This is a genomic window from Aliidiomarina sanyensis (assembly GCF_003987175.1).
In the GTDB taxonomy this organism is placed as follows: Bacteria; Pseudomonadota; Gammaproteobacteria; order Enterobacterales; family Alteromonadaceae; genus Aliidiomarina; species Aliidiomarina sanyensis.
In genome coordinates this window covers 20,130-33,006 of the sequence record NZ_PIPM01000002.1, presented here as the reverse complement: position 1 = coordinate 33,006, position 12,877 = coordinate 20,130, and the positions used below count along the sequence as shown (strand labels likewise).

Genomic DNA, 12,877 nt, shown 5'->3' with positions numbered 1-12,877 from the left:
ACTTGATCAATCTTGTGATAACCTTTAAATTCAGCGTACAGTTGTTCGCTAAAAAGTAGTTTGTATGAAAAAACCACCTCTAATCTGGCTTAATGTCAGTGTCTTCTCCATCACTTTTCTGGTCGCTTTGATTGGTGTCCCTTGGTACCTCTGGGCGCAAGGATTATCTTTGTCACTTTTCGTGGCATGGGTGGTACTTGCCTTGTGGTCTGGTTTATCGATTACGGCCGGCTATCATCGTTTATGGTCGCATCGGGCCTATGATGCCCATTGGACGGTGCGAATCTTTTTTGCGCTTGGTGGCGCGCTGGCGCTGCAAAACAGTGCATTGCATTGGTCTTCTGATCATCGGGAGCACCATAAGCATGTCGACCATCCGGAGAAAGATCCTTATTCGATTAGTCGTGGATTTTGGTTCGCTCACATTGGTTGGATGCTGCGCGAATATCAAGAACAACGTTACTCAAACTATGAGAACGCTCGGGACTTGCAGAAGGATCCGATCGTGATGTGGCAACACAAGCATTATTTGGCCCTCACGCTGTTTATGAACATTGGTGTCCCGCTGTTGATAGGGTTGTTGATTGGTCAAGTTTGGGGCGCATTGTTATTTGCGGGTTTCCTGCGCTTGGTTTTGGGGCATCACAGTACCTTCTTTATTAACTCGTTAGCACACATTTGGGGTAAGCAACCGTATACCGATCGTAATTCGGCACGTGATAACGGGTTCCTAGCATTTCTGACGTTTGGTGAGGGCTATCATAATTTTCACCATATCTTCAGTGGGGATTACCGTAATGGTGTCCGTTGGTATCACTTTGATCCGACAAAGTGGCTTATTGGTGTTTTGTCGTGGTGTAAATTGGCGTGGAACTTGAAACGAACGAATCCGTACCAGATCGAAAAGGCGCGTTTGGAAATGCTGATGCAGCGGCTCTCGGCACGCAAGCAATCGGTCGCTGAGCGTCTGCAACAGGAATATGATGACATCCTTGCCGACATGCGTGCCTATTACCAAAGTCGCAAGCGTTGGTACGAGCGTCGTCGCATGGTGCGCTCCCTGAAATAAACCGACAACCCCGGCGCCGGCAGCGTTTTCAACCCGCGCGCCCAACGCAATGCGTTGGCTACGGTCATCACTCGGCGCCGGCAGCACTTTCAACCCGCGCGCCCAACGCAATGCGTTGGCTACGGTCAACACCCGGCGCCGGCAGCGCTTTCAACCCTCGCGCCCAACGCAATGCGTTGGCTACGGTTATCACCCGGCGCCGGCAGCGCTTTCAACCCGCGCGCCCAACGCAATGCGTTGGCTACGGTTATCACCCGGCGCCGGCAGCGCTTTCAACCCTCGCGCCCAACGCAATGCGTTGGCTACGGTCATCACCCGGCGCCGGCAGCGTTTTCAACCCGCGCGCCCAACGCAATGCGTTGGCTACGGTCATCACCCGGCGGGGGATTAGAGTTGGTTATGTCAGAACGCTTTGGATGATGAGGGCCCAGATGGGAAGGGTGGCGAGACCGACAATGACGCCATATCCAATCAATGAAGCCACCAGTCGTGGCTTGAGGCCTGCACCAATTGCGACGGCTCCAGCGGTAATCATAAATGGCATGGCGGCCTCAAAAACGGTAATTTGGGCGGCGAGTCCAGCCTGACCGATGCTCATCAGGATTCCAAGGGCAATCAAAGGAAGCATGATGAGCTTGATGATCATCGCGAGTGTGAAGGGAAGTAGGTCGTTGCGCGGAATTCGGAACTGCAATTGAAACCCAACCGCAATCATTACAACGGGCACGAGGGTTGCAGCGAGGGTCTCAATGAGCTCCTGCAGCATACCCGGATACTCTTGTTGACCCACGGTGAGTGCGATCACGAGTGCGATCACGGGAGGAAACAAAAGCAGTTTCTTCACCAGCTCACGTATGGGCGGGCGGCCATGTGGGGCTTCTCCGTCAGAGCCTGAAATGCCACTGCGACCGTAGATTGCGGCAAAGAAGGTTGCGAAAAAAGCGAGTGCGATAAAGGATCCGACTTGGTCATATATCACAGCGTAAGGAAGTCCTTGGCTCCCGAAAAACGCTTCGACCATGGGGAATCCTAGGAACGATGTGTTCCCAAGCGGAACGATGATCAACATGGCGCCGGTCAGTTCACGATTCCATCCAAAGATGCGCGCACACAGCAGAACCAAACCAATCGCTATGGGATAAAGAACCCAAGGCATAATGGCGGGTGTGAGGACATCCATGCCGACTTCAAGGAAGGGCAGATGGAGTAAGATCATGGCGGGCACAGCGACGTTAATTACGTACTGATTAAGGACCTGCCCTGTATTCACGGGGAGCAGATTGGCGCGCTTCAAAAAGAGGCCTATCACGAGATAGGCCAAGATCAGGATCATCGCACTCATCAGCAGAGACTAGCGCTTCTTCGCGTTCGCAAAAGCTTCTGCGAAGGCATTGTTGATCGGTGCGGGTTGTGCACTGCGCTCTGGCCGCTTGCGGTCCGGTTTGCTTTGCGCAGACCGCGGTGAAGTCTGCCCCTTCGTTGGTTCTGAGCTTACTGGATCAGTGAGTCGCATACTGAGACCAATCCGCTTCCGCTCGGCATCGACTTCGAGCACTTTGACTTTCACGACGTCACCAGTTTTGACGACATCATGGGGATTATCGACAAATTTGTCCGCTAGTGCAGAGATGTGAACTAAACCGTCCTGATGCACACCAATATCAACAAAGGCACCGAAGTTGGTCACATTGGTAATCACGCCTTCAAGGGTCATGCCGATGGTGAGGTCCGCGATCGTTTCGACGCCTTCTTTGAAACGAGCGGTCTTGAACTCAGGGCGCGGATCACGACCGGGTTTCTCAAGTTCTTTCAAAACGTCGCTAATGGTTGGGAGACCAAAACCTGTTTCGGTGAAATCGGTTGCTTTCACATTCCGCAAAAACTCCGTGTCGCCAATCAAGCTCGGTAGCGGCTTGCCGCTTTTCTGCGCGATTGCCTCAACCAAGGGGTAAGCTTCCGGATGAACAGCGGAGCCATCGAGTGGATTCTTGCCGCCCATAATACGTAAAAATCCAGCGGCCTGTTCGTAGCTTTTGGGCCCCATGCGAGGGACGTCGAGTAGGGACTTTCTCTCAGTAAATGCCCCGTTTTGCTCTCGGAAGCTGACAATGTTTTGCGCCAAATTTCGATTCAGGCCGGCGATACGAGCCAACAAAGGAACGGATGCGGTATTAACATCCACCCCAACAGCATTCACACAGTCCTCAACCACGCCATCCAGACTTGCAGCGAGCTGAGATTGGCTCACATCATGTTGATATTGGCCAACACCAATAGATTTCGGTTCGATTTTTACGAGTTCTGCGAGGGGATCTTGGAGTCGCCGTGCAATCGAGACTGCGCCTCGGTATGAAACATCGAGGTCAGGAAACTCGAGAGCTGCGAGCTCAGAAGCTGAGTACACGGATGCTCCGGCCTCATTGACCATGATTTTGGTGAGATTCAGCTCTGGATGAAGTTTCATCAACTCACCCACGAGCTTATCGGTTTCCCGCGATCCCGTCCCATTCCCAATAGCGACCAGTTCTACGTTGTGCTGCTTGGCCAAGGCGGCCAATGAACGCAGGGACTTATCCCACTGATTCTGCGGTGCGTGGGGGAAAATGGTGGTAAAGCCTAAAAGCTTCCCGGTCGCGTCGACCACGGTGACTTTCACACCGGTGCGCATTCCTGGGTCGAGTCCCATGGTGGTGTGTTGTCCAGCAGGTGCGGCCATCAATAAGTCTTTTAGATTCGTGGCGAATACATCAATTGCGGCTGTTTCTGCAAGCTCGCGCAGCTGACCGATTAAATCGGTCTCCATGCGCGGTAAGAATTTGATACGCCAGGTCCATTGAATGGTTTGTTTACGCCACAGACCGGCGGCGGAAGGCCCTGTGTCCAGTTGAAAGTGACGTGCTAACAGGGTTTCGTACTGGCTTTCACGCGCTGCACTACTGTCTTCGGCGTGAGGGTCTGCATCAAGCTTCAGATGAAGAATATTTTCATTTCTACCCCGCAAGAGTGCGAGGGCACGATGCGATGGGATCTTTTGTATCGCTTCACGGTAATCAAAATAATCGCGGAATTTCGCACCTTCATGCTCTTTACCGGGTGCAACGGACGCGGTGAGGTGGGCTGTTTTCCACAGAGACGCGCGCACTTGTTTTAGTAAATCCGCATCCTCTGCAAATTGCTCCATCAGAATGAAACGAGCCCCATCGAGGACTGCTTTGACATCGCCAAAGCCTGCATCAGCGTTGATATAGTGCTCTGCGAGTGACTCTGGGTTGTCTGAGGTCATCAGGAGGGTTTCAGCGAGCGGCGCTATCCCTGCCTCAATCGCAATTTGTCCTTTGGTCCGACGCTTTGGTTTAAAGGGGAGGTAGATGTCTTCGAGCTCTGTTTTTGAGAGACAGGCGCTGATTTTTTGGGTGAGTTCAGGCGTTAATTTTTCCTGATCTTGAATACTCTTCAAGATGACGTTCTTTCGATCACTCAGTTCCCGCAAGTAGGTCAGGCGTTGAGCAAGATTACGCAGTTGTGTGTCATCCAGACCGCCCGTTACCTCTTTGCGGTAGCGAGCGATAAAGGGCACTGTAGCACCTTCATCGAGAAGTTTTACAGTCGCTTCCACTTGGGCAACTCGAACCCCAAGCTCCTCGGCTATTTGTTGCCCTAGATTGTTCATTGCAGACATACCGCTCTCTACTCTCTCGTTACACTGTTCTTCAAAGACGCCGATGTTAGCACGAAGTTTTCAATCGTGGGCAGGGAGAAAGGAAAGAATCGGTAAGTTAAGATGGAGTGGATGACTCATTTTCTTGTTGTGATTGGATGCGCAGGTAGATTTCCTCGCGGTGCACGCTCACATCTTTGGGCGCATCGATTCCGAGTTTCACTTGGCTGCCATTGACTGCCAAAACGGTAATCCGGATATCGTCGTTGATCATCATCGTTTCACTAATTCTTCGGGTCAGAATAAGCATGGTATGGGGGCCTCAAAGCAATCGTCATTGTTGTTTTTATTTTTTAGCACTATCAGGATGACTAATTATCATCTCTTGTTAGTATAACTGTTGTTATAACATGGTCTTACAGAATAGGCAAAATATTGATTCTTCAAGAGAACGTTTGAATTGCACTTCTGCGGGTATTCAAGGTCTATACTTGTACAGATGTTTTTACATGAGTGAGGAGGATTGCGTGATGAAACAATTCAAACACACGATCAAACAAATGGGATTGGCTTGTATGTCACTTTTATTGCTCGCGTTTGCGAGCACGGTGCAGGCTGCAACCGTGGAAGTGAAGTGGGATAAGCCAGAAGAGTTCACCGACATCGAATCAACGTACGTGGGATATAACGGTCAGTTTCGCCAGGTTTATTTGGATCGTTTAGAACGTCATTTTCAGCGTCTTGCATCGATGCACTTGGATGACGACCATACACTCTATATTGAAGTCAGTGATATCGACCGAGCTGGACGAGTCGAGCCAGCCACTGGTCCTGAGAGTGAGTACGAGCGCGTCGTCATGCCGAATGACGTGCCAAAAATGACGTTAAGTTTTCGCCTAGAGGATGGGGAAGGAAATACTTTCAAATATGGCGAGGATGTGCGCATCGAGGGTTCGCTTACGCGACCTGAAGGTCAGGGACGTTTTCCACGTTTGAACCGAACCGATCGCGACATGATTGCGCCGGAAGCGCGTATGATTAACCGTTGGTTTTTACAAACCTTCTTGCGTGATTAGCTCCGGTAGTCCAGCGGTTTTTTAACGGTTTTCCGGCGGTGTTTCACCGTAATGGATGGATACCACAAACCAGGTCTTTGTACCGGCCGGTGTACTTACACTGAATTCGTCGCCTTCCTCTTTTTTGAGGAGGGCGCGTGCCATTGGTGCATCAATTGAAATGTAGTCCGTGCGACCATAAATTTCATCGGGTCCAACAATCCGGAACTGCCGAGTGGCTCCCTGTTCATCCTCGATCACCACCCATGCACCAAAAAATACGCGGCCATCTTGAGCGGGCGCATAATGAACCACCTTTACCGCATCGATCCGTTTACGCAGGAAACGGACGCGACTGTCGATTTGACGCAGCAAACGCTTATTCTCTTTGTAGTCCGCATTCTCGCTGCGGTCCCCAAGGCTTGCCGCCCACGCCACTTTTTTTGTGATATCCGGTCGGTATTCTCGCCATAAGTAGTCGAGTTCCTTTTTCAATTTCTCTAGGCCTTCGGGGGTGATTAGGTTTGTTCTCAAAGTTAGCCTCGTGCTCGTTCTGTGGGTCGCTGGGACATCAGATTGATTTGTCGCGATATTTCTTCATTCCGACCTGATTTACAAGCGCTATACTTATAAATGCAGTGATTTTTACGTGATGATCACTGTGATATCGCTGTTTATACGTACGTGGAGGTCGCTATGCGAATGCTGATGATAGCATTGGCCGCGATGTTGCTCGCAGGATGTACGTCGGCAGGAGGCTATTCAAGCAACTCTCGGCTTGTCGTGGATTGGGAAGAGGTCGCCCGCATTGAGCGCGCGGCACGCGCCTCGGGTGTGGATGTGGTTTGGGTGCAGTACCCAATGAAACGCGTATCCACCACCAGTGGACTTGACCCACTCGATGATACAGACGCAAGTGCGCAGCCAGAAAACTAGATTCCCTGCGCACTGAGTCAAATTTATGGGTAAAACCATCCAGAAGGGTTTGCCAACCTCGCGGCGTGCCCATACACTACTTTTGTGGTTGATAATAACAAGTAACAAGCGAGTCTCATGTCTGATTCAGAATTCCGTGTCATTGTTGTCGATGATGATGTGCGTTTACGTGCGCTTCTCGAACGATATCTACAAGAGCAAAACTTTGTGGTTCGCGCGGTCGCCGACGGTGCGCAGATGGATCGCTTATTGCTTCGGGAAACGTTCCATTTGATGGTGCTTGACCTCATGTTGCCCGGTGAAGACGGTATCTCGATTTGCCGACGTCTTCGCGCATCAGGGAATAACCTGCCGATTATCATGCTGACCGCGAAAGGCAGCGAGATGGATCGGATTAATGGCCTTGAGAATGGCGCCGATGACTATCTAGCCAAACCCTTCAATCCCCGAGAGCTCCTTGCCCGCATTCGCGCAGTTTTGAAACGTCAGCAACGCGTCACCCCAGGGGCGCCCAGCCAAGATGCAGAGCAGATCGAATTTGGCGGTTTTCGGTTTAACTTGGGTACCCGGGAGCTCGCACAGGGCGACCGTGTGATTCCATTGACCAGCGGTGAGTTCGCTGTTCTGAAAGCGCTAGTCACCCATCCGCGCGAACCCCTTTCACGAGACAAGTTAATGCACCTTGCGCGCGGCCGCGATTACAGTGCTTTGGAACGGAGCATTGATGTTCAAGTTTCCCGGTTAAGACGACTGATTGAAGCGGAGCCCTCGAGCCCTCGCTACTTGCAAACCGTTTGGGGCCTTGGGTATGTCTTCGTCCCAGACGAACCCGCCGCGACGATCAACGAATGAAATGGCTGTTTCCGCAAACCGCATTTGCCCGCACCATGGCACTGATTGCTGCGGTGTTGGTTTTAAACTTGGCGCTGACCTACTTATTGCTGGTGTTGTATGTTGTGAAACCGGGTGTTGATCAGCTAAGTACCTTGGTCGCACGCCACGTCACAGTCGCCCAGTTTATTGATGTCGAAGGCACCGAGGGCGGCAAAGTGCTGTATCGTGAGATCAGTGGCGTGGAGAGCCTTCCTGTCCTGGAAGCAGAAGCACTTGGTGTGAATGAAGCAACGCATTATCAGTTTTTATCCAATATGCTTTTTGAGGTACTTGGAGAGCCGGTAGAGTTGCGCCTCGGAAGTCAGGACCGGCTTTACGTTTGGGTAAGGACCGCTTCGCATCCAAACTGGTTTCGTATTCCTCTGGCGCAACTCGATGACGGCCGGTTTTCGCCATTGCTGTTATTTCTATTTTTGATTGGACTGTTCAGCGTCATCAGTGCGGCGTGGTTTGCCCGCTCATTAAACCAACCCCTTCATGAATTGAAAGAAGCGGCTGATCGCATGGGCCACGGGATTTTTCCCGGCTCGCTTCCTGAGCGAGGTGCCTCTGAGTTAGTTGCCGTGACGCGAGCATTTAATCGGATGGCACGTAGTATGGGCCAGATGGAGAGTGACCGCTCACTTCTGCTGGCCGGTATTTCTCATGACCTGCGAACGCCATTAACTCGGATCCGGTTGGCCGTGGAGATGATGGACCCGTCGGATCCTTTGGTGGATGGCATCATCAGTGATATTGAGGACATGAACGGCATTTTGGCGCAGTTTGCCGATTTCGCCCGTGCGCGGGAGCGGGCGGGCTTCAGTTTTGTGAACCTCGCTGATTTGATTGAAGAGGTTGTGTCATCCAGTCAGTATTTAAATCCGGATTGGATTCAACTTGAACTCACGGAGGTTCCTGACGCTGAACTTCAGCCTGTTGCAATCAAACGGATTATCTCCAACTTGATTACCAATGCAAGGCGTTACGGTAGCGAGCCGATCGTGATCAGCAATGGGGTATCCGAGGACTTTGAATTTGTTTGGTTCACCGTGCGAGACCATGGAAACGGAATCCCGGATGAGCAATTAGAAGAGATGTTCCAACCATTCACCCGAGGAAATAAAGTCCGAAGCGATGAGGGCTCCGGACTTGGCTTAGCCATTGTGAAACGGTTTACTGAAATGCATCGTGGTGAGTTGATTGCTTCGAATGCAGTGGGCGGCGGATTAGAGATTACCGTCCGCCTGCCACGATATATGAATGCTATGGCGCTAAACGATTGAGCCCGTTTAACGCGGCGACTCGGTACGCTTCAGCCATGGTTGGGTAGTTGAACGTCGTGTTCACAAAATACTCAATGGTATTGCCGCCGTTCTCTTGTTCCATAATCGCCTGACCGATATGGATAATCTCAGAGGCACGCTCGCCAAAACAGTGGATTCCGAGAATTTCTTTACTTTCCCGATGGAAGAGTATTTTTAAGCTTCCCACCAAACTGTCCGCAATCTGAGCTCGTGCAAGGTGTTTGAATTGCGCCCGCCCCACTTCATAAGGGACATTCGCCGCGGTTAATTCCTCTTCCGTTGCACCGACTGAGCTGATTTCCGGGATTGTGTAAATCCCCGTTGGGATATCAGAAACGAGCTTGGTTTCGCATTCTCCCTCAAGCACCGCTGTGGCCGCAAACCGACCTTGATCGTAGGCCGCACTCGCAAGGCTCGGGTAACCAATGATGTCACCCACCGCGTAAACATGTGGCACCGTGGTGCGATAATTGTCATCGACTTCAAGTTGGCCGCGATGATTTGGCGTCAAGCCAACGGCCTCAACATTCAACTTTTCAATGTTGCCAGAGCGTCCGTTGGCATACAGCAAACAGTCGGCAAAAATACGTTTCCCAGATTTGGTTTCAAGCAATACGCCATCGTCACGTCCTTCAATTCTGGCGTACTCTTCGTTGTGCCGAATCACGACCCCACTGTTGCGCAAATGATAACTGAGCGCATCGGAGAACTCGGTATCTAGGAATGACAAAAGCCGCTGGCGCACGTTAATTAAATCAACTTTACAGCCAAGGCCCCGAAAGATACTCGCGTATTCACAGCCGATCACACCCGCACCAAAAATAATGATGGTCTTCGGATCGTGCGCAAGGCCTAAGACTGAGTCTGAGTCGTAGATGCGCGGGTGAGTAAAATCCACGTCCGGCGGATGATAGGGGCGGGAGCCTGTTGCGATAACAAAGTTTTCGGCACGGAGTGTGTCGACGGAACCGTCAGGATGGGTGACCTCCAGATGATGTTCATCGACAAAGCGAGCAACACCATGAATAACTGTCACATCATTCCGCTCATAAAACGAGCTCCGCAAACGGACCTGCTTTCGAATGACCGAGCTCGTGTGTTTTAAAATCTCTTTAAAGGTTAGCCGCTGGGGTAAACGATTTTGTGAGTACAACGGACTTGAGTTGAATTCAATCAATCGGCTTACTGAGTGTCGTAGCGCCTTTGAGGGAATGGTTCCCCAATGGGTACAGCCGCCCCCAAGTTGTTTTTCCGCTTCGATAATTGCAACGCGTTGTCCCCGTTTTGCGAGCATCATCGCCGCGCCTTCACCACCTGGTCCGGAGCCAATGACGATGCTATCGAATTGATGGGATTTATTTTCTACGGTGACCATACCGATTTCCTTGCTTGCATTCTTGTGTGTAGGTTAGGCGGTGTTCTTCTGTGCGTCCAGAGGTGAATGTCCGAGAGGCGCTTTGTTCACTTCATAGTGTGGGCAATTCCGAGAAACTTGAAATTGCGGGATGTCGCGTAAACGTTTTGGGTGCGAGTCCACTGTCTGGGTTTGTGATCCCCACGGTGTAGCGAATTCCGAAGGTACGCGCGCTATCAAGAATATGCTCGCCGTCATCGATAAACAGGGTTCGTGCGGGATCAAAGTCATAACGCTGGCGCAGCGCAGTCCACAGTTGCTGGAACTCTTTGCAGTAGCCAAATTCGTGGGTTGAAAACTGAGTAGGGCACAGAGATTTCAACGGCGTAAACTCGTTCTTCAGGGCAAGGGCATCAGGATGCGCATTCGTAATCAATGCAACCTGCTTTTTTGCTGATTTCAATTGCTCAAGAAATGCTTGGGTATCGGGCCGTAACTGAATCAGTTCGACCGTTTGACGTTTCAAATCGCGAATGGGTAGGCCTAACCGATGTTGCCAATAATCGAGACAGTACCAATCAAGTGTGCCGGCCACATTCATAAACTCAGTTTGGAGATGTTGCTGCGCTGCCTCGAGGGTCACCCCATGGATTTCAGAGTAGTGTGCGTGGAGCCGCTCATTCCAAAAATGGTTATCGTAGCGTAAGTCCAAGAGGGTGCCATCCATATCCAACAGCACAGTATCGATGTTTGACCAATCTAGCATGGGGTTTTCCCGTCATTCGGTTCGTAGTATGGTTAGCGAGTTACCGTGATCAGCGTTGGTGTCTGTATGTCTTCGAAAACGCCTGAAAAACAAGTTCCCACCATTCTCTCGCGCCAGATTGTAGCGAAAAGTCGCCTGCTTCGCATCGAAGCAATCGATTTAAAATTTAGCAACGGCGAATTACGTCAATATGAACGCATGCAAGGCTCAGGTCGCGGCGCCGTCATGGTCGTCCCTCTGCTGGACAAATCTACCATGCTTTTGGTCCGAGAATACGCTGCGGGGCTTCATAATTATCAGCTTGGTTTTCCAAAAGGCCTCGTTGATCCGGGAGAAACGCCTGAGCAAGCGGCAAACCGTGAACTGAAGGAAGAAATCGGCTACGGAGCCAAGACCTTAACTCCCATGAAATCGGTGACGATGGCTCCGGCCTTTTTCTCTGCGACCATGACCTTGTTTGTCGGGGAGGGCCTTTATCCCGAACAATTGGAAGGAGACGAACCTGAGCCTTTAGAAATCGTACCGTGGCCGATAACTGATATTGACGGGTTGTTGGCGCAGCCCGATTTCACCGAAGCGAGGAGCGTCGCGGCCTTGTTATTGCTACAGCGGCTTCGGGGTTGGTCGTGAATATGGGGGGCCTATGCATTATGCGAGCTTGATAGAACCACTACTCACCATTACCCGTGAGACGGGTGCGTTGATTATGGAGCATTATCGGACCGGTGATTACACCGAGTACGGTAAGGATGACAATACTCCCGTGACCAGTGTCGATCTGGCGGCAAGTGATTTGTTGATTCATCGGCTAACGCACCTTATCCCAGGCACTCCCGTGTTGTCAGAGGAAGCCATTCAACCTTGGCGCAAGCGGCGTCACTGGCGTCGTTACTGGCTGATTGATCCGCTAGACGGAACCCAGGAGTTTATCTCAGGTAGTGGTGACTTTGCGGTGAGCATTGCGCTGATCGAGAATGGCATCCCAGTGTTGGGCATGATTGGGTGGCCCACCATGGACAGCGTCTATTTTGCCGTACAAGGGGAAGGGGCCTTCAAGGTTAGTGCCGATAGAGATGAGAAAACCCCCATCCATGTTCGCTCTTTTGACGACCCAAAACATGATCCCATCACGGTGGCGTTATCCCGTCGTCAGCCGGAATCCCGAGTACTCTCACGACTGGGTACGAATCGTCCGGTGACGCTCGTTTACACTGGGAGCTGTGCGTTAAAAGCGGCGCTCGTGGCGGAAGGAAAAGCAGATGTGTTTTTGCGGATTGGTCCAACGGGTGAATGGGATACGGGTGCAGCTCAGGTGCTCGTGCAAGAAGCAGGCGGAGTGCTACTCGATGAGCATTTTGAACCGCTCACGTATAATCTGACAGAACATGTCGGCAACCCAAATTTTATTGTGCTTGGGGATCCGGCGGTCGCATGGCGCGATATTTTTCCGAAGCCGGATCGCTCGGAGTAATCGACTACTCGTCTGCGGGGACGATATTTACGGTTTCGTGTAATTCCGAATACACAATAATGGCTTGTCCCGCTTTAAGCTGCTTGCGGACATCTTCGACCTTCTCCTCCAACGATTTTTCTTCCTCACCATAGTCCGTCCCCTCGCGCAGTACATAGTATTCGATGAGGTTTTCAAGGGTGTCAGGGTCAAGCGTTTGCCACGGAATCTGCATAGGTCTCGCTTAAAAAACTAATTTCAGTCAGGGCATGATCAGAATGAGCACACGCTGAGAGTGTAACATTCAGTTACAAATTAGAAACTGGATTTTCGCTCTGACTCGAATAACTCGTTGCATAACAGACTCTCCCTCTGAATAATGAAAGCCCGATCATGCAACGCTTTGTTG

At 51.2% G+C, this 12,877-nt stretch carries 14 protein-coding genes; 7 read left to right on the top strand and 7 right to left on the bottom strand.

The features are described from left to right. The first annotated feature begins 64 nt into the window (after nucleotides 1-64). A complete protein-coding gene (locus tag CWE11_RS02425) occupies nucleotides 65-1,069 on the top strand; it encodes an acyl-CoA desaturase (RefSeq protein ID WP_126776017.1) in 1,005 nt (334 codons plus the stop codon). 397 nt (nucleotides 1,070-1,466) lie between these two features. Here CWE11_RS02425 and CWE11_RS02420 read toward each other — a convergent pair whose 3' ends face one another. The 3 genes from CWE11_RS02420 to csrA form a co-directional block, all read right to left on the bottom strand. Beyond that, the gene (locus CWE11_RS02420) at nucleotides 1,467-2,402 is read right to left on the bottom strand and encodes an AEC family transporter (protein WP_241971701.1); all 936 of its coding nucleotides are present in this window, start codon (nucleotides 2,400-2,402) and stop codon (nucleotides 1,467-1,469) included. A gap of 18 nt (nucleotides 2,403-2,420) precedes the next feature. Then, the gene (locus CWE11_RS02415; RefSeq protein WP_126776267.1) at nucleotides 2,421-4,739 is read right to left on the bottom strand and encodes a Tex family protein; all 2,319 of its coding nucleotides are present in this window, start codon (nucleotides 4,737-4,739) and stop codon (nucleotides 2,421-2,423) included. A 106-nt stretch (nucleotides 4,740-4,845) separates the two neighbouring features. Next, the gene (gene csrA, locus CWE11_RS02410) at nucleotides 4,846-5,037 is read right to left on the bottom strand and encodes a carbon storage regulator CsrA (RefSeq protein ID WP_126776015.1); all 192 of its coding nucleotides are present in this window, start codon (nucleotides 5,035-5,037) and stop codon (nucleotides 4,846-4,848) included. 220 nt (nucleotides 5,038-5,257) lie between these two features. Between csrA and CWE11_RS02405 the strand changes: the two genes are divergently transcribed. Then, on the top strand, nucleotides 5,258-5,803 hold the full coding sequence (locus tag CWE11_RS02405) for a DUF3016 domain-containing protein (protein ID WP_241971715.1): 546 nt from the start codon (nucleotides 5,258-5,260) through the stop codon (nucleotides 5,801-5,803). A 21-nt stretch (nucleotides 5,804-5,824) separates the two neighbouring features. Here the strand turns inward: CWE11_RS02405 and greB are convergent, their stop codons facing one another. Continuing rightward, on the bottom strand, nucleotides 5,825-6,316 hold the full coding sequence (gene greB, locus CWE11_RS02400) for a transcription elongation factor GreB (protein ID WP_126776013.1): 492 nt from the start codon (nucleotides 6,314-6,316) through the stop codon (nucleotides 5,825-5,827). 162 nt (nucleotides 6,317-6,478) lie between these two features. Here greB and CWE11_RS02395 point away from each other — a divergent pair, with 162 nt between their 5' ends. The 3 genes from CWE11_RS02395 (at nucleotide 6,479) to envZ (ending at nucleotide 8,877) form a co-directional block, all read left to right on the top strand. Next, nucleotides 6,479-6,718, top strand: a complete 240-nt coding sequence (locus CWE11_RS02395) for a hypothetical protein (protein WP_126776012.1) — start codon at nucleotides 6,479-6,481, stop codon at nucleotides 6,716-6,718. A gap of 117 nt (nucleotides 6,719-6,835) precedes the next feature. Beyond that, a complete protein-coding gene (gene ompR, locus CWE11_RS02390; RefSeq protein WP_126776011.1) occupies nucleotides 6,836-7,570 on the top strand; it encodes an osmolarity response regulator transcription factor OmpR in 735 nt (244 codons plus the stop codon). Beyond that, on the top strand, nucleotides 7,567-8,877 hold the full coding sequence (gene envZ / locus CWE11_RS02385) for a two-component system sensor histidine kinase EnvZ (protein ID WP_126776010.1): 1,311 nt from the start codon (nucleotides 7,567-7,569) through the stop codon (nucleotides 8,875-8,877). The genes ompR and envZ overlap by 4 nt, the downstream gene beginning before the upstream one ends. On the opposite strand, the gene sthA is transcribed toward envZ, so the two are convergent. Together sthA and yrfG are read right to left on the bottom strand one after the other, a co-directional pair. Continuing rightward, entirely contained in the window at nucleotides 8,858-10,273 is a 1,416-nt protein-coding gene (gene sthA, locus CWE11_RS02380) for a Si-specific NAD(P)(+) transhydrogenase (RefSeq protein WP_126776009.1), read from the bottom strand. The genes envZ and sthA overlap by 20 nt on opposite strands. Before the next feature lie 91 nt (nucleotides 10,274-10,364). After that, entirely contained in the window at nucleotides 10,365-11,018 is a 654-nt protein-coding gene (gene yrfG, locus CWE11_RS02375) for a GMP/IMP nucleotidase (RefSeq protein ID WP_126776008.1), read from the bottom strand. Between the two features lie 66 nt (nucleotides 11,019-11,084). Between yrfG and nudE the strand changes: the two genes are divergently transcribed. Beyond that, nucleotides 11,085-11,648 carry an ADP compounds hydrolase NudE gene (nudE, locus tag CWE11_RS02370; protein WP_126776007.1) on the top strand — a complete coding sequence of 188 codons (564 nt, stop codon included), beginning with the start codon at nucleotides 11,085-11,087 and terminating at the stop codon, nucleotides 11,646-11,648. Nucleotides 11,649-11,661: 13 nt separating this feature from the next. After that, nucleotides 11,662-12,489 (top strand): 3'(2'),5'-bisphosphate nucleotidase CysQ, encoded by an 828-nt coding sequence (gene cysQ, locus CWE11_RS02365; protein WP_126776006.1) that lies wholly within the window; start codon nucleotides 11,662-11,664, stop codon nucleotides 12,487-12,489. Between the two features lie 4 nt (nucleotides 12,490-12,493). On the opposite strand, the gene CWE11_RS02360 is transcribed toward cysQ, so the two are convergent. Continuing rightward, nucleotides 12,494-12,703: a YheU family protein gene (locus CWE11_RS02360; protein WP_126776005.1), complete on the bottom strand. Its 210-nt coding sequence runs from the start codon at nucleotides 12,701-12,703 to the stop codon at nucleotides 12,494-12,496. Nucleotides 12,704-12,877: the final 174 nt, after the last annotated feature.